The sequence below is a fragment of the Parabacteroides chongii genome (genome assembly GCF_029581355.1).
Lineage (GTDB): Bacteria > Bacteroidota > Bacteroidia > Bacteroidales > Tannerellaceae > Parabacteroides > Parabacteroides chongii.
Genome location: NZ_CP120849.1, coordinates 4,536,996 through 4,554,460, shown reverse-complemented (window position 1 = coordinate 4,554,460; position 17,465 = coordinate 4,536,996). Strand labels below are relative to the sequence as shown.

Annotated in this window: 18 protein-coding genes; 15 read left to right on the top strand and 3 right to left on the bottom strand. The window is 43.7% G+C overall.

The window, feature by feature from the left end:
- Positions 1-72: 72 nt before the first annotated feature.
- On the bottom strand, positions 73-1,446 hold the full coding sequence (locus P3L47_RS17225) for an aminopeptidase P family protein (RefSeq protein ID WP_277781561.1): 1,374 nt from the start codon (positions 1,444-1,446) through the stop codon (positions 73-75).
- Between the two features lie 114 nt (positions 1,447-1,560).
- Here P3L47_RS17225 and P3L47_RS17220 point away from each other — a divergent pair, with 114 nt between their 5' ends.
- Genes P3L47_RS17220 through P3L47_RS17195 form a run of 6 tightly spaced genes read left to right on the top strand, consistent with a single transcriptional unit; the run spans position 1,561 to position 5,314 of the window.
- Positions 1,561-1,905, top strand: a complete 345-nt coding sequence (locus P3L47_RS17220) for a hypothetical protein (RefSeq protein ID WP_122352869.1) — start codon at positions 1,561-1,563, stop codon at positions 1,903-1,905.
- A 14-nt stretch (positions 1,906-1,919) separates the two neighbouring features.
- Positions 1,920-2,342 carry an ATP-binding protein gene (locus P3L47_RS17215; RefSeq protein WP_122352791.1) on the top strand — a complete coding sequence of 141 codons (423 nt, stop codon included), beginning with the start codon at positions 1,920-1,922 and terminating at the stop codon, positions 2,340-2,342.
- A gap of 6 nt (positions 2,343-2,348) precedes the next feature.
- On the top strand, positions 2,349-3,728 hold the full coding sequence (locus tag P3L47_RS17210) for a [Fe-Fe] hydrogenase large subunit C-terminal domain-containing protein (protein ID WP_259025662.1): 1,380 nt from the start codon (positions 2,349-2,351) through the stop codon (positions 3,726-3,728).
- On the top strand, positions 3,715-4,053 hold the full coding sequence (locus P3L47_RS17205; protein ID WP_122352793.1) for a DRTGG domain-containing protein: 339 nt from the start codon (positions 3,715-3,717) through the stop codon (positions 4,051-4,053). The genes P3L47_RS17210 and P3L47_RS17205 overlap by 14 nt, the downstream gene beginning before the upstream one ends.
- Positions 4,050-4,793, top strand: coding sequence for a PHP domain-containing protein (locus P3L47_RS17200; protein ID WP_277781560.1), 744 nt, complete (start codon positions 4,050-4,052; stop codon positions 4,791-4,793). Before P3L47_RS17205 ends, P3L47_RS17200 begins: the two co-directional genes overlap by 4 nt.
- Positions 4,790-5,314: an ATP-binding protein gene (locus P3L47_RS17195; protein WP_277781559.1), complete on the top strand. Its 525-nt coding sequence runs from the start codon at positions 4,790-4,792 to the stop codon at positions 5,312-5,314. Before P3L47_RS17200 ends, P3L47_RS17195 begins: the two co-directional genes overlap by 4 nt.
- Here P3L47_RS17195 and P3L47_RS17190 read toward each other — a convergent pair whose 3' ends face one another.
- Positions 5,315-6,709 (bottom strand): MltF family protein, encoded by a 1,395-nt coding sequence (locus P3L47_RS17190; RefSeq protein WP_277781558.1) that lies wholly within the window; start codon positions 6,707-6,709, stop codon positions 5,315-5,317.
- 66 nt (positions 6,710-6,775) lie between these two features.
- Positions 6,776-8,197: a 23S rRNA (uracil(1939)-C(5))-methyltransferase RlmD gene (rlmD, locus tag P3L47_RS17185; RefSeq protein ID WP_277781557.1), complete on the bottom strand. Its 1,422-nt coding sequence runs from the start codon at positions 8,195-8,197 to the stop codon at positions 6,776-6,778.
- Positions 8,198-8,391: 194 nt separating this feature from the next.
- On the opposite strand from rlmD, the gene ppdK reads away from it, so the two are divergent.
- The 9 genes from ppdK to P3L47_RS17140 all read left to right on the top strand — a co-directional run bounded on the left by ppdK (position 8,392) and on the right by P3L47_RS17140 (position 17,465).
- Complete coding sequence (ppdK, locus tag P3L47_RS17180) at positions 8,392-11,112, top strand: pyruvate, phosphate dikinase (RefSeq protein ID WP_277781556.1); 2,721 nt, start codon at positions 8,392-8,394, stop codon at positions 11,110-11,112.
- A gap of 153 nt (positions 11,113-11,265) precedes the next feature.
- Complete coding sequence (locus tag P3L47_RS17175; RefSeq protein WP_277781555.1) at positions 11,266-11,484, top strand: hypothetical protein; 219 nt, start codon at positions 11,266-11,268, stop codon at positions 11,482-11,484.
- Positions 11,485-11,801: 317 nt separating this feature from the next.
- Entirely contained in the window at positions 11,802-12,200 is a 399-nt protein-coding gene (locus tag P3L47_RS17170) for a LytTR family DNA-binding domain-containing protein (protein ID WP_122359988.1), read from the top strand.
- Positions 12,190-12,843 (top strand): FHA domain-containing protein, encoded by a 654-nt coding sequence (locus P3L47_RS17165; RefSeq protein ID WP_277781554.1) that lies wholly within the window; start codon positions 12,190-12,192, stop codon positions 12,841-12,843. The genes P3L47_RS17170 and P3L47_RS17165 overlap by 11 nt, the downstream gene beginning before the upstream one ends.
- Positions 12,844-12,979: 136 nt before the next feature.
- Positions 12,980-13,222, top strand: coding sequence for a hypothetical protein (locus P3L47_RS17160; RefSeq protein WP_122359986.1), 243 nt, complete (start codon positions 12,980-12,982; stop codon positions 13,220-13,222).
- The gene (locus tag P3L47_RS17155; RefSeq protein WP_122359985.1) at positions 13,219-13,734 is read left to right on the top strand and encodes an FHA domain-containing protein; all 516 of its coding nucleotides are present in this window, start codon (positions 13,219-13,221) and stop codon (positions 13,732-13,734) included. The genes P3L47_RS17160 and P3L47_RS17155 overlap by 4 nt, the downstream gene beginning before the upstream one ends.
- A gap of 14 nt (positions 13,735-13,748) precedes the next feature.
- Positions 13,749-14,552, top strand: coding sequence for a PP2C family protein-serine/threonine phosphatase (locus tag P3L47_RS17150; protein ID WP_122359984.1), 804 nt, complete (start codon positions 13,749-13,751; stop codon positions 14,550-14,552).
- Positions 14,553-14,595: 43 nt separating this feature from the next.
- Positions 14,596-16,509 (top strand): serine/threonine protein kinase, encoded by a 1,914-nt coding sequence (locus P3L47_RS17145; RefSeq protein WP_277781553.1) that lies wholly within the window; start codon positions 14,596-14,598, stop codon positions 16,507-16,509.
- A gap of 8 nt (positions 16,510-16,517) precedes the next feature.
- Entirely contained in the window at positions 16,518-17,465 is a 948-nt protein-coding gene (locus tag P3L47_RS17140) for a hypothetical protein (RefSeq protein ID WP_277781552.1), read from the top strand.

Here is a 17,465-nt window from a genome sequence, read left to right as displayed (position 1 = left end):
TTGTTTCATTACGGTGAAACAGTTGTTCCATTGGGTGAAACACTTTTTTAGTCAGGGAGGATTATAACCATACTATCGCAGTGCTTCTACCTCTTCCGTATGCAAAGGAATCTTCTTTCCTAACAAACGTGCTCCGTCTTCCGTGATCAGATAATCCTCTTCGTTACGGATACCGCTGAAGTCTTTATAAGTTACCAGCTTTTCATAATTGATAAATTCAGTGAACTTATTCTGACCTCTCCATAAATCCATCAGTTCAGGAATGAAGTAAACCCCCGGTTCGATCGTAAGAACAAATCCCGGTTCCAGTTTACGTCCCAGGCGGAGAGACTTACGGCCGAACTCAGTGCTCTTCGGTTGTCCGTCATAACCCACATATACCTCACCCAGGTTTTCCATATCATGTACATCCAATCCCATCATATGTCCCAGGCCACAAGGCATGAACATGGCATGTGCACCAGCCTTTACAGCATCCATCGGATCGCCTTTTACGAAACCAAGATCTTTCAAACCTTCCATAATGACCTTACAAGACAGCTCATATACATCGACGAAAGGAATACCCGGACGAAGGGCGGCAACAGCGGCTTCATGGGCAGCTACCTGGATATCGTAAATATCTTTCTGACGGGTGGTGAATTTGGAATCGGCCGGAATAGTAGACGACATATCGCCTGCATAGCCCATCTCCGTTTCGGCACCGGCATCGAGCAACAACATATCGCCGCTCTTGATCATATTACTGTGATCATGGTTATGCAATGTCTGTCCGTTGATTGTCGCGATAATAGGGAAGGAGAGCTGATAGTCGTTGGCATAAGCCACTTCTGCCACGGCAGCAGCCACTTCGCTTTCGCGGATTCCCGGACGGACCGTACGCATGGCAGTCAGGTGCATGTCGGCAGTGACCACACAAGCCTTTTCGATCTCGACGATTTCTTCCGCTGTCTTATAATTACGCTGGTTGACGACACCGAAGATGAAAGGAACGGAAGGCTGTTCGGTTCCCGGTACGATGCCTAACCACTGGAATAACTTGATCTGATGTTCTGCACGATATGTCGGCAGGTAATGGATACGCTGGCTTTTCTGCTCAGCCGCTTTCAGATAGGTTTCAATTTCCTTGAACGGGCGTACTTCCGTGATACCGGCAGCTTCGCTCTTTTCTTTCAAAGTCGGTTGCGTGCCCATCCATACGATTGCGTCGATGGTCAGTTCGTCACCGAAGATGATCTCTTTGTCGTTGTCTATATCAATGATGGCGGACAGTCCGGCATACGGCAGTCCGAAGAAATACAAGAAAGTAGAATCCTGGCGGAAGTGATACGTGTTGTCTGCATAGTTCATTCCTGACTCATCATTTCCAAGGAAAAGTAACAGACCTGAGCCTATCGTCTGTTTTAGTTTAGCCCGGCGGGCGATATAGGTTTCTTTACTAAACATAAGATTAGAATTTTATTTATTGCAGGTAAAGATAGTAATTAATATAAACCAACCGGACATCTATTAAAAAATATTTCTTACATTGCCATCACGAATTAAACCTTGCATGCGATTATGAAGATTCAGCAAATACAAGAACTTACCGATGCGGTCGTGGCGTGCGGAAACGACAAGCTTGACCATGATGTACAATGTGCTTTTGCCAGCGACCTGATGAGCGACGTGTTGACACTGGACTGTAATGAAGTCATTCTTATCACCGGACTTTGTAACCTGCAAACAATCCGTACGGCGGAAATGGCAGATGTCGACTGCATCCTTTTCGTCCGTGGAAAAAGGATTACTCCGGAGATGCTGCAACTGGCATCCGAGAATAACATGATCTTACTCGAAACGGAACATTCCATGTATCATACGGTGGGCGAACTGTATTGCAGCGGCCTCGTACCGGTCTATTAAAGAAAGGAGAAAGTATGCAACTGAGGTTTGAATTAGAAGGAGGAAATTTCTCGAAAGCCGGATATGCATCCAGCCAGGTCAAGAAGATACTGAAACAGCTGTCCATCGATCCCCGCATCATCAAGAGGGTGGTTGTCGCCCTGTATGAAGCCGAGGTAAATGTGGTTGCCCATGCCTGGCGGGGAAAGGTACTGGCGGAACTCGATGCCGATAAGATCTCTTTGCTGTTGAAGGATGAAGGTCCTGGCATCCCCGATATTCCGCAGGCCATGCAGGAAGGGTTCTCGACCGCTTCGCCTGCTGTGCGGGAAATGGGGTTCGGTGCGGGAATGGGATTGCCCAATATGAAAAAGAATGTAGACGAACTTAATATAGAGAGCGAGGTCGGCGTAGGCACAACCGTACGCATGGTCACCTGGTTCGGGAAGAAGGAGTAAAACACCATGGAAGAGACGAAGTTTTATCATGCACTTAAAATAAACCAGGAACGTTGCATCGGTTGCACGCATTGTATGACCAAATGCCCGACCCGTGCAGTCCGTATCCGTGACGGTAAAGCCGTGATACGCAAAGACTGGTGTGTCGATTGCGGGGAATGCCTGAAAGCCTGTCCGACAGAAGCCATCTATGTGGAGCAGGACGACTTCCAGAAGATATTCGACTATGAATGCCGGGTGGCGCTTGTTCCGACCGTATTTATCGGCCAGTTTTCCAAATATACGACGGAAGAGGAGATATTCAGTGCCCTGTATGAGTTGGGATTCACCCATGTGTACCAGGTCGAATTCACTGCCGATATGATCCACCGGGAGATGCTCCGGCAGATGGAACAGGCGGAGGAGAAGCCGGTAATCAGCTCTTTCTGTCCGGCAATCGTGCGGTTGATACAGATTCGTTTCCCGGCGTTGGTCGATAATATTCTTTTGGTGAAAAGTCCGGTCAATGCGACTGCTACCTATTATCATCAGGTGTTGACGGAAGAAGGTTATCAGCCCGGACAGATCGGACTCTTTTACGTGACGCCTTGTGCTGCCAAGATTGCCGCATTGAAAAGTGCGGATGGCTATTCATCCACCATTAACGGTGTGATCAATATGGATACCCTATATAATAAGGTATATCATATCCTGCAAAACCGTCCGAAAGGCTACAAGCCCGAATGTGTCCTTCCGCCCGCCCTGACCAAGAAAGAAATGAGATGGAGCCAGACGGGAGGGGAGGCAAAGCATTTCTCCGGCCGTTGCCTGGCTATCGACGAAATACACAACGTGATCGACTTTCTGGAACGGATGGAGACGACGACGGAGGTCCGGAATGTGGATTTTCTCGAACTGCGTGCCTGTGACCGCAGTTGTGCCGGAGGCGTATTGGCTGTAGCCAACCGTTTCCTGACTGCCGAGCGGATCATGAAGCGTTCGATGAAACGTGATAAGGCCCCGCTTATTTATGCTTCTGAACGGCTGGGGGCATTAGCTTACCTGAAACAACATATCACGATCCGTCCGCTTCCGGCTAATCCGAAACTGCTTTACGACGGCAGCATTGAAGAAGTGCTGAAAAAGATGGAGCAGGTACGGAGATTGATGTGTTATCTTCCGGGAATCGATTGCGGTGCATGCGGAAATCCGAACTGTCAAAGTCTGGCGGAAGATATTGTCCGTCACGAAGCCCAGTTCAGTGACTGTATTTTTATGCAGCGTAATATGGAGAAACATGGCAAGCTGGATCAGGAGCATGCTTTCCGCCTGGTAGAAAAAATATGGGGGAAGGATCGTTTAAATAAAGACTGTTATAAGAAAGGAGCCAAATATGAAGGTCAGTGATCTTGTAAAAGAATTGGAACTCACCGTTTTCTGCGGTGAAGAGAATCTGGATGCCGTCGTTAAAGGCGGTTATACCAGCGATCTGTTGAGTGATGTAATGGGGCATATGGAAGAAGGGATGCTATGGATCACCATGCAAACCCATCAGAACATCGTTGCCGTTTCAACCTTGAAAGATGCGGCGGCTGTTTTGATCGTGAACGGTGCTTCACCGGATGAAGAAACGTTGCAGAAGGGGATAGAAGAAGGGGTTCCTTTACTGGGGACGCCGCTTTCCGCTTTCGTTGTCAGTGGTAAAATATATCAACTCCTGCAGAACGGATGAATCTTTACCGGGCTGATCTGCATATTCATACTTGTCTTTCCCCTTGCGGAAGTCTGGAAATGAGCCCCACGGTCATTGTCGAAACAGCACTTGCCCAGGGACTGGATATTATTGCCGTAACGGATCATAACAGTACCCTGCAATGTCCTGAGATACAAAAACTGGGGGCCGAAGCCGGATTGACGGTTTTTGCCGGGGCCGAGGTTTGTTCCCGTGAGGAGGCGCATTGTGTGGTTCTTTTGGGAACGGAAGAGGCGCGTGTTGCTTTTCAGCAATATCTGGAGATGTATTTGCCGCCTGTCCCGAACGACCCTGAACGGTTCGGTGACCAGGTGTGGGTGAACCGGCAGGACGAAATAATAGGGGAGGTCCCGTATTTGTTGCTCTCTGCACTCGACCGCAATGTGAACCAGGTAGCGGCATTTGTAAAGGAACTGGGCGGTTTGTTTATTGCTGCTCATGTGGAACGTCCGTCTTTCAGCCTGATCAGCCAGCTTGGTTTCATTGATCCGGCATTGCCTTTGGATGCGATTGAATATACGGATGCGTCCCGGTTTGCAAGGCTTGTGGACAAACAAAAGTATTTGTCGGACTACACCTCTTATCCGGCTTCTGATGCCCATTACCCGGAACAAATAGGAAGTAAGCCTTGTATGATACAGGCGTCGGCTCCTTTATTTGAGAATATAAAGATGGCGTATGCCGGAAGTCAGGAACATTTGATACTTCCGTCTGTATGAATACGCTTACATTCCATATCACCGATATTGCCTCGAACAGTGTTCGTGCAGGCGCCACCCGTATTTCGTTGGAAATAACGATTCATGAAGACCATACGACTGTCCGTATTACGGATAACGGTTGTGGTATGGATGCAGAAACGGTCTCCCGGATAACCAATCCGTTCTATACGACCCGGACAACCCGGAAAGTAGGACTGGGAATCCCTTTCCTTATTCAGAATGCAGAACAAACCGGCGGTCATGTCAGCATCACATCGGAGCCGGGAAAAGGAACGGCGGTAACGGCTTGCTTCATTACTTCTAATATCGACTGTCCGCCTATGGGTGATCTGCCTGGAACGGTTGCTATGCTGATAAGCGGGAATCCGGGGATTAATGTCTGTTTTTCTTACAGGAAAGAGGAATTGTTATTTGAAATAAGTTCGGAGGATTTGCAGAGCGTCTTTGAAGATATCCCGTTAAGCCATCCGAAAGTCATACTTGCCATCCGGGAGATGATCGCCGCCAATCTGTCCTGATCAACTACGTTTGGTCTTTGTCTTGTAGTATTCGAAACGTTGCATCACTTCGCGCACATAATTATACGTTTCCGAACCACGCAAATATCCATGCTTGCAGACAGGGTCGTTGTAATATTCGGGATCGCTTTTCAGGCGGACATATTCAGCTACGTTGTTATCCCAGACTTTCGGGTCTTTCCCGTATTTCTCCGCCAGCCGCTGGGCGTCGTAGATATGTCCGATACCGGCATTGTAAGAGGCTAAAGTAAACTTGATCTTCTCCTGCGGATCGGTTATTTCAGAAAAGCCCTGACGGAATTTGCGCAGGCAATCCACGCCGGTGCGGATGCCGACATCCGGGTCTTTCAGTTCGTGCGGAGTGACGCCGAGTGCCTTGGCTGTATTAGGCATGATCCCCATCAATCCTTCCGCTCCAGCCCATGAAACGACCGATGGGTTGAAATGAGACTCCTGATAGGAGATAGATGCGATAAGCTGCCAATCCCAGCCGATGTTTTTGGAATGCTTTCTGAACAGCTCGTCATAAGGAGAAATATGCCCGTTCTTTACCGGAGGCAGGTCGGCGGTAAGCGGTTGCTTGCCTAGCTCGAAATAACGTTTCACCAATGCCCGGTAGACATGGTTTCCCGATTTGTCGGATGCCCAGGCGTTGATCGCTTCTGCCAGTTTCGGACTCGTCTTACGAACCAGCCAGGAGGAACGCTGCATGAAGCTAACTTTCAGTGATACGTTGATGTTCCAGAAATAAGTCTTGTTCAGACGGGCGATATTATCGTCGCTGATGGTGTAGGGTATTTCGCCCTGCGAAACCATGGCGATCAGGTCTTCGGTCGTTACCGTATCTTTCTTGATGTCTTTTATATGGATACCGCCGCCCAGTTCTTTATCCAGGTTTTTAAGCCGTTCGTAATATTTGGTATCCGGCTTTACATACACTTCTTTCCCGATCAGTTGAGTCACATCTTTAAGGATCGTATCTCCTTTGTTGGCACGCTGAACCAACACCTGGCTGGTCAACTCTTCGCGCCCGCAGTAAAGATAGTTCTCTTTCAGGTTATTACTCATCTGGATAGGGTAGGCAACAACGTCTGCTTCACCGGCTTCCAGCATCTCGATCAAACGGGTTGCGTTTTCAGCGACTTTGATGTTCAGCTTCAACCCTTCGGAGCGGGCGAAGTCTTTGATCAGATCGTATTCATAACCCATCGGTTCCATTTTATACTGGAAGTAGGAAGTGGAGCTGTAAAGTGTCACGGCCGTGATCTCACCCTCCGCTTTCAGTTGGGGCAGGTCGGTATAGACAAAATCGTCTTCCTTTTGCTTTTGCTTATTGCCGGAACAGCTACTCAAAAGCAAAGTTAAGCACAAAAGGGAGACGATTTTCCTATACATTATTATATATAATTGAAAATTGATAATTGAAAATTAGGATTGACTGTTTGAACTAATTTTCAACTTTCAATTCTCAATTTTCAATTCCAAAAGTACTACGTTTTCCACGTGATGTGTATGTGGGAACATATCGACGGGGCGTACCTTCTTCACATTATACTTCACGCTAAGCAGGCTTAAATCGCGGGCCTGTGTTGCCGGGTTACAACTTACATATACGATACGCTTCGGTTCGGCAAAAAGGATGGTGTTGATTACATCATCATGCATTCCGGCACGAGGCGGATCGGTAATAATAACATCCGGACGGCCATGTTGGTTTATGAAATCTGCCGTAAGGATATCTTTCATGTCACCGGCATAGAATAATGTGTTGTCGATTTTGTTCAGGGCAGAATTGACTTTGGCATCTTCGATTGCTTCGGGCACATATTCGATACCGATTACTTTCTTTGCCTGGCGTGAAACGAAGTTGGCAATCGTTCCGGTTCCTGTATAAAGGTCGTACACCATTTCGTTTCCGGTCAATCCGGCAAACTCGCGAGCTACCTTATATAAGTTGTAAGCCTGTTCACTGTTCGTCTGGTAGAAAGATTTGGGACCTACTTTGAATTGCAGCCCTTCCATCTCCTCAATGATATGGTCTTTGCCACGGAACACAAGAACATCCTGGTCGGTGATCGTATCGTTGCATTTCTCGTTTATTACATATAATAAAGAGGTGATCTCCGGAAATTGTTCTGCCACATGCGAGAGCAAGGCTTCGCGGCGTTCCTTATCTTCGTGGAAGAATACGACTACCACCATCAGGTCGCCCGTTGAAGCGGTACGGATCATCAATGTACGGATAAACCCTTCCTGGTTCCTTAGATCGAAGAAAGGATAGCCTTCGTGTGACAAGCAATACTCTTTGATACAAAGACGGATGCGGTTGGAAATGTCATTCTGCAACCAGCATTTGTGTATATCCAGTACCTTGTCGAACATTCCCGGGATATGGAAACCGACAGCGTTCATACAATCGAAAGTGGCTCCTGACTTCACTTCTTCTTCCGTCAGCCATTTCTTATTGGAGAAGGTGAATTCGAGTTTATTTCGGTAGAAGGTGGTACGTTCGGAACCTAATATAGGCAAAACCTCTTCCATCTCGATCTTTCCGATGCGGGTAAGGTTGTCTATAACCTGCTTATGTTTGTATCTTAACTGGGCTTCATAGGGGAGATGTTGCCATTTGCAACCACCGCATACGCCGAAATGTTCGCAAAACGGAGTGGCTCGTTCTGTAGAGTATTCGTGGAAGTGTACAGCCTTCCCTTCGGCATAACTATTCTTTTTACGGGTAAGTTGGATGTCTACTACATCGCCGGGAGCGACAAAAGGAACAAACACCACTTTCTCATTTACACGTGCAATCGCCTTACCTTCAGCGGCTACGTCTGTAATTGTTACCTTTTCAAGCAAGGGTAACTGCTTCTTATTTCTTGCCAATTTTATCTGTGTTTAAAATTTTCGCCACGCAAATGTACATATTTAGCTGATACGAATAGTAAAGAATAGTTCTAAAACATATAAAAATCTTTAACTTTCTGTATCCGGTGTACTCGTAAATAGCATATATTTGCAGTATTGCAATGTAGAGATAGCAAAACTGAAATCTAATAAACATAATTACAGTCTGACACATGGAAAGAAAAAGAGTCTACACATTCGGTAATGGAAAAGCCGAAGGTAAAGCAGATATGAGAAATCTGCTGGGTGGTAAAGGTGCAAACCTTGCCGAAATGAATTTAATTGGCGTTCCGGTTCCTCCGGGATTCACAATTACAACAGAAGTTTGCTCGGAATATTATGAACTGGGCAAAGACAAAGTCGTAGAATTACTGAAGTCGGACGTTGAAAAAGCTATTGCTAACATAGAAACGTTAATGAACTCCAAGTTCGGAGATGTGGAAAACCCGCTGTTGGTTTCTGTCCGTTCCGGAGCACGTGCTTCTATGCCGGGTATGATGGATACCATCCTGAACCTGGGATTGAACGACGAGGTAGTAGAAGGGTTGACACGTAAAACAGGCAACGCTCGTTTTGCATGGGACTCTTATCGCCGTTTTGTACAAATGTATGGTGATGTGGTTCTGGGTATGAAACCGACCAGTAAGGAAGACATCGATCCGTTCGAAGCGATCATCGAAGAGGTGAAAGAAGCCAAAGGGGTGAAGCTGGACAACGAACTGACTGTCGACGACCTGAAGACATTGGTGACAAAGTTCAAAGCCGCTGTTAAGAAACAAACAGGAAGCGACTTCCCGACTTGTGCCTACGAACAATTGTGGGGTGCAATCTGTGCCGTATTCAACTCCTGGATGAACGAACGTGCTATCCTGTACCGTCAGATGGAAGGTATTCCGGCAGAATGGGGAACAGCTGTTTCTGTTCAGGCGATGGTATTCGGTAACATGGGTGATACATCTGCTACAGGTGTATGTTTCTCTCGTGACGCCGGTAACGGTGAAGACTTATTTAACGGTGAATACCTGATCAATGCACAGGGTGAAGACGTTGTTGCCGGTATCCGTACTCCGCAGCAGATCACGAAGATCGGTTCACAGCGCTGGGCAGAACGTGCCGGTATTCCGGAAGAAGAAAGAGTTGCTAAATTCCCTTCAATGGAAGAAGCCATGCCGGAAATCTATAAGGAACTGGATGCACTGCAGACAAAACTGGAAAATCACTACCGCGACATGCAGGATATGGAATTTACCGTACAGGAAGGCAAACTCTGGTTCCTTCAGACACGTAACGGTAAACGTACAGGTTCTGCTATGGTGAAGATCGTTATCGATCTGTTGCATCAGGGAATGATTGATGAAAAGACAGCTTTGAAACGCATCGAACCGAATAAACTGGATGAATTGCTTCACCCGGTATTTGACAAGGTGGCTGAATCACAGGCAAAGGTTTGGGTAAAAGGTTTACCTGCTTCTCCGGGTGCAGCTACAGGTCAGATCGTATTTTTTGCTGATGATGCTGCTAAATGGCATGCAGACGGAAAGAAAGTCGTTATGGTTCGTATCGAAACGTCTCCGGAAGATTTAGCAGGTATGGCTGTTGCCGAAGGCATCCTGACAGCCCGTGGTGGTATGACCTCACATGCTGCTGTAGTCGCTCGTGGTATGGGTAAATGTTGCGTATCAGGAGCAGGTGCACTGGAAATCGACTACAAGAATAAAACTGTAACAGTAGACGATGTTACTTTAAAAGAAGGTGATTATATCTCTATCAATGGTACAACTGGTACAGTATATGTAGGTAAAGTAGAAACAAAGGCAGCTGAACTGTCCGGCGATTTCGCTGAATTGATGGCTTTAGCTGACAAATATACCAAACTGCAGGTTCGTACAAATGCGGATACTCCTCATGATGCTGCTATCGCGCGCAACTTCGGTGCTGTCGGTATCGGATTGTGCCGTACGGAACACATGTTCTTTGAAGGCGAAAAAATTAAAGCTATGCGGGAAATGATTTTGGCAGAAAATGCGGAAGGTCGTAAGACTGCTTTGGCAAAAATTTTGCCTTATCAACAAGCAGACTTCAAAGGCATTTTCAAGGCAATGGCAGGATGTCCTGTTACCGTTCGTCTGCTCGATCCTCCTTTGCATGAGTTCGTTCCTCACGATCTGAAAGGTCAGGAAGAAATGGCAACAGCTATGGGAGTATCTGTAAAAGAAATTCAGAAACGTGTTGAATCTCTTTGCGAACATAACCCGATGCTAGGTCACCGTGGTTGCCGTTTAGGTAATACATATCCCGAAATTACAGAAATGCAAACACGTGCTATCTTGGGTGCAGCACTGGAATTGAAGAAAGAAGGCATTGAGGCTAAACCGGAAATCATGGTGCCGCTGACAGGTATCTTATACGAATTCAAAGAACAGGAAAAAGTAATCCGTGATGCTGCAGAAAAGTTATTTGCCGAAGTAGGAGACCGTATCGACTTTAAGGTAGGTACAATGATCGAAATTCCTCGTGCTGCTCTGACTGCCGATCGTATCGCTTCTTCTGCTGAATTCTTCTCATTCGGAACAAATGACCTTACTCAGATGACATTCGGCTATTCACGTGACGATATCGCCTCTTTCTTACCGATCTATCTGGAAAAGAAGATCCTGAAAGTAGACCCGTTCCAGGTATTAGACCAGAATGGAGTAGGCCAGCTGGTTCGAATGGCTACGGAAAAAGGACGTGCAATCCGCCCGGATCTGAAATGTGGTATTTGTGGTGAGCATGGCGGTGAACCTTCTTCAGTGAAGTTCTGCCATAAAGTAGGATTGAACTATGTATCTTGTTCTCCGTTCCGCGTGCCTATCGCTCGCATCGCTGCTGCACAAGCTGCAATTGAAGATTAATATACATAATAAATAAAGTAATTATAAGAAGGGTATTCTTTTTTGAATATCCTTCTTATTTTGCTTTAAAACATACCATATATTTCATTATTATCAAATTATAATTACTTTTGCATAAATGATTTTTTATTATCCATTAATGTATTAAGTTTTATGGCACGTAAAGTTAATTATTCGAAGAAGATCGAGAAAATTAAAGCTCAGTTGGATGAGTTGGTGAATGACATTGAAAATGGTTCAAAGAAAGAAGAAGTTGTGATAGAACAGAAGATTAAAATATCTGATATCGATTTCGAAAACGAGGATCTGGCTACGTTAATGAAAATTCAGACACGTTTAGTACGCGCAATTAATCTGAAAATGAAGAATTAAATTAAGGTTTATACTCTATCAAAGAGGGATATTTCATTACAGAATATCCCTTTTTTTGTGTTTATCGGCTTCTGTTCGGGATTTGATCCGTATTCATTTTTCAGTTATATTTCTTATTGAAACTTATATTTACAGAGCTGTTGAAATTTAAATGGTGAATTATTCTTGCCAAATTAGCTCATATTCAAGTTTGAAAACAGAATATTATTAGCCAATATTCCATATTTCATTTATATTTCTTTATAAAATATAGTCGGGATAAAGATAAAATACCGTATATTTGTTACTCGGTGAAAATAAAAAAACAATATCAACGTATGGAGCGGTATTTAATAATTAAGACGAGGGATGAGTTGTTACGAATAAAGATAGGGCAAATACTCTACTTTGAAGCTGATAGAAATTATACTAAATTACTATTATCCAATGGAATCCAGTTTACCTTTGCAATTAATATAGGTAAAATAGAAGAGATACTCGAAAAACAGGTAGCCGGATGCAACAAGATATTAATGAGAGTAGGAAAAAGTCATATCATCAATAAAAATCATATTCTGCAAATCAATTTACCCAAGCAAAAACTGTTATTATTGACAGAAGAGGGGAAACCCAGAGAGCTTATAATATCCAAAGATCCTTTAAAAGTGCTAAAAGAATCCCTGGAAAAGGAGATGGGTAAACCGGAAGAACCAAAGGAAATTAAAGATGAAAATTAGAATCGGTAAAGCTGAAGATAATGATTTTATAGTAAATGATCCTCATGTTAGCAGACACCATGCTTGTCTGGTTCGTGAGGATCATGGCTGTTGGTTGTTGGAAGATCTCAGCTCTACGAACGGTACTTTCGTCAATGGTTCACAGATCGTCAAAAAACGTGTTACACCAACAGATAAGATAATCCTGGGGACAGGATATGTCTTGAATCTGTCTGAAGCACTAAAATACAATAACGACTATAGTGAAGAGTTTGCTGCACTAAAGAAAGTGTACGATGATTATGTTCAAGCAAAAGTTAAGATACAATCATCTAATCAGTTTAAAACCAGATTGTTTCAGTCTCTCCCTTTTGCTTTGCCCGGCATAATTGGTGTTGTTATCGGCTTTTTGGGTAAAGGAAGTCCTGAATTTTTAGGAATAAGCCTATTTATAACGATTTGTGCCCCTACAGTCGGGATCTACATGGGAGCAAAGCAAGCCTCCAAAACGCCACAACAACTGCAAGACATTGCAAATCAGTTCAAAATAGACTATGTATGCCCTAAATGTGGTACATTTTTGGGAGAAATACCCTGGGTATCATTGAGAAACAGAAAGCAATGTCCCGTTTCTTCCTGTAAAGCAAAGTGGGTCAGTGAATAAGTTGTTTCGTATCCCAAATCGGACAGTTTGTACATAAAACCCAAACCTTTGATTATAAGAGATTATTGGATACTCATTTAATCCATTACTTTTTCTACTTTTGTTTCCATAAAGAATAATTTTAATTCAAACCAGTATGCAAGAGGAGGAATACACATTCGTTACACTAGACAGTGACGACTCCGTATTTAATGATGCGGTAGTAGTAGATGTGGATGGAGAAAATGATTTATCTGGTATCGTTATGATTGAAGACGATAGCATGGATGTTTCGGATTTTATCACATTATCTGATGACACCATTATATTGTCCGATACAGACGTACATGACGCTTTCTCTACTGATATCGACGGATCTGATATATCGTTCATGATATGATTTCAGTAAAATGTCCACATTGTCACGTAGGATTAAAGGTAGACGAGGGGAAACTTCCCCTCGATCTAACTTCCTTTAAATGTCCGAAGTGTAAACAGTCAATTCCTGTCTCTTTGCTTCAACTGGGGAAGCAGGGAGCTGATTTCGATCAGGATACGATCCTGGTCCATCCTGTTTCGAACAGTACAGGACAGCTTTTGGTAGTTAGTGACGATGCCACCCCGGAACAGATTTTCCCCCTCTATGAAGGTATTGCAGTAATCGGTCGTAAGTCCAATGCGTCTGGCGCAACAATAGGAATTATCACGACTGATAAATCAATGAGTCGGGAACATATACGGATAGAAGTAAAAAAAGACCCTAAAGGAGGGTATAAACATTATCTTTCTGACAATAATAGTAAGAACCATACGTTATATAATAGCAATTACCTTGAAAATGGAGAAGTGGTCGTGCTAAAGAACAATGACGAGATCATTATCGGGCACACAGTTCTTCGCTTTAATGAATAAAATCTGTTCGTGCTATGAATATAACGATTGGCAAGCCTTGGGCCGTTTGTGAGAAAGGCGGTAGACAAAACAACGAGGATTCAATCTATCCGTTACCGGAGATGGTTAATTCCAATCAAAAATTATTTCTGGTTTGCGATGGTGTCGGCGGATCAGAAAAAGGAGAGATTGCCAGTTCGCTGGCCTGTGAATCTTTCCAGACATTCTTTTCTACATTTTTGGACGATGAACCATCCGAAGAGTTTGTAAATAAAGCTATCAGATATACAGAAGCACGTTTCGACGATTATGTGAATACCCACCCGGAAGCCAAGGGCATGGCAACGACACTGACTATGGTCTCAGTCGGCACATCAGGCGTAACACTGGCTCATGTAGGCGACAGCCGGATTTATCAGTTCCGCCAAGGAGAAATTCTTTATCAGACGGAAGACCATTCTTTGGTTAATTCACTTGTCAAACTGGGAAAAATAACCAAAGAAGAAGCACTGACTCATCCACAAAAAAATGTTATTATTCGTGCCATACAAGGGACAGAGCATCCGACAGAAGCAGATGTTATCCTGCTGAAGGACGTACAGGCCGGCGATTACTTCTTCATGTGTACTGACGGCGTACTGGAAAGGCTGAAAAATGAAGATCTTTCCTCTATCTTTTCGACTCATACTAACCCGGAAGATATTAAAGATTCCATCATGGCTTCCTGTTGTGGAAAGACGCGGGATAACTTTTCTTTTTATATTTTACCCGTGCAAAATGTAGGTGAATCTATCGGAATAAAACAAAATATTCTCTCTTTCCTTTATTCTTTTATATAAATAACGTAATTTTGGCAGATTAAAAAGAGTTACGCTATAAGTTATGAATTTGCCAAACGGACATCTTCTTCAAAATGGAAAATATCGGCTTACGCATGTAGTTGGTCAGGGCGGCTTTGGTATAACTTACAGAGGCGTTTGGTTTACCGAAGTTAAAGGGCCATTAGGAACTATCAAGACAGAGGTTCCTATATGTGTAAAAGAATATTTTTTCAAGGATTACTGCTATAGAGATCCTGAATCTTTCGAAGTCAAGGTACATTCCGAGACAGGAAGGGCACTTTTTGATAAGTTTAAAGAAAAACTTATCAAAGAGGCAAAGATATTGTCTGATGTTCATCATCCGCATATCGTCAATGTATTGGAAGTGTTTGAAGAAAATAACACGGCCTATATTGCTATGGAATATATTTCGGGGAATAGTCTGAAGTATATGATGGATAAGGAAGGGATACTTCCGGAAGCGAAAGTACTCAGATACGTACATCAGATAGGAGAGGCTCTTCAGTTCGTTCATGAGAAAAATATCCTTCATCTGGATATCAAACCCAGCAATATACTGATCGATCAAAGTGGGAAAGCACGTCTGATCGATTTCGGAGTAAGTAAACGATATGATATCGAACAGCAGGAAACGAGTACGACCATGCTGACCTTATCAAAAGGTTTTGCCTCTATCGAGCAATATGACAATGAAGGTACGCAAAGTTTTTCTCCTTGTCCGGACATCTATTCGTTGGGGGCAACCATGTATAACCTGCTGACGGGAAAGATACCGACAGAGTCTATTCTCCGGGCGACACGTCCCTTGCCGGCTCCGGCAAAATTGAATCCGGCTATTTCTCCGAAAACAGAAGCCGCCATCATCAAGGCAATGGAAATTGTACCGGCAGACCGCTTTCAGACGGTATCGGAAATGTTGGCTGCCCTGGATTATCCGGAAGTGGAAGAAGAGGAAATAAAGAGAGATTTATCTTCTCCCGAATATTTTGAGGAAGATGAAACAACTATTTTATTTACAACTCGTTTACCCCAGTCGAAAACGGATGAAGGGGATGAGACTGTTTTAAATACGGTATTAAATACAGTTGATGCATCTCCAGTCTCCAAAAAGAAAAAAAGAAAAACAACGTTAATTTCTTTACTAATTATTATATTTGCAAGTATAGGTTCGGCAGTAGCCCTTTTGGTGCAACGTAATAGTTCTAAAGCTACAGAAACGAAAAACATAGCTTTTACACCCGAAAAAGATAGTTTTCCGGCCTCTAAAGCTATGCTTTCTGAAGTGACGGAAGAAAATAGCACTTCGGAAGTTGTAAAAGAAGAGCCAAAGGACGATGCCGAGACTGAAAACACGGATATCAGACAGGAAACAGAGGAGAAGTCAGTAAGTAAACCGGAGGTTACGACTCCGCGCACAGAACCGGTAAAACCTCAGAAAGAGCCTGTTGTAAAAGATATTGAAAAAACAGTTGTTACACCACCGGCTCCTTCGGCGGAAGAGATCAATGCCGAATTTGAAACATTGATCGCTACCGGAAAAGAGAAAATGGCAGCAGCACAAATATCCAGTGAAGCTGCTGATTTTGTGAAAGCGACAGAAGAAATCTCGGAGGCCGGAAGTGCATTCAGCAAAGCTGGAAAACTTAAAACAACGGACGAACTTTTTGATCTTATAGGAGAATGCAGAGTTAAACAGGATGAAATACTTCTTGCCGGCAGAAAAGCAATGTATGAGGAAATAAAACCTTTTGGAGATCTGATGATCGTTCAGAAAAAGGATAACCAAAAATATGGAGCTATAGATGCCGATGCAAAGGAGCGTATCAAATGCAAGTATTTGGCTGCTTATCGAACACAGCAAGGATACAGTGCATTTTTGAGAGAAGATGAATTGTATGATATTTACGATACAAAAGGTGTGATGATTAGTGAACGTTTATCAGGTTATTATTAATGAAATTTATGAAGATACTTAAAATACTTACTCTCTTATTTATAATTCTATTGCCGGGACATTTGATGGCACAGATGCAGCCTGACTACAATAGAAAAGGCGATGAAGCTATGCGCCGCCAGGATTATAGAAAAGCTACAATGTGGTATGAAGAAGGTGCTATGCAATGTGACTCGTATAGCATCGAGCAACTGACTACCATATGGAAGCTGAATAAAAAGATGCGTTCATCCATGCGCGGGTTGATGAGTAAATGCTTTGATTGTCTCAGAGATAAAGCGACGATAGATAACGATACGACTGCCATATCGCAATTGATACTTTATTACAGAGAGGGTATAGGCACTCTCGCCAATGAAGAGCGTGCCAGAAGCTGGAGTAATCGCCTCGAAGAGCTGCGCAAACCTGTAGAAGTGATCACTTATATGCCAGCCAAAGAGAAAAAGCCGAGAGAGCCGATGAAGTTTTTCGTCGGATATGCATTTTCTATTGAAGCGCCATACGGATTAACTGTAGGAGGTGTTGGCAAAAGATTCGGCTGGTATGCACGTTTCAGGACGAACCTGTCGTTTGACAATTATACGAATGAGTGCCGGGGAGATAAAGAATTGGTCACTATACCTGATAATGCCGCATATCGGTTTACCAATAAGAAAAAATCTAATAATATAGCAGCATCGGCCGGTTTGGTCATTAAATGTGCTCCCAGGTTATATACTTCCGTAGGACTGGGATACGGGAAAAGAGAACTATTGTATGAATATAACACAATACCTTATTCGGATTCCAAAAATAAAGAATCTTTTTGGGCAAAGAATACGGAGCATTCTTATACTGGTGTTGTTGCCGATTTGGATTTTATGGTTAAATTCGGTTCATTCTTTGTCAGTGCCGGATGCAACACTTTAAACTTTAAATATGTCGACCTGAATGCAGGTCTGGGTATGTTCTTTTAA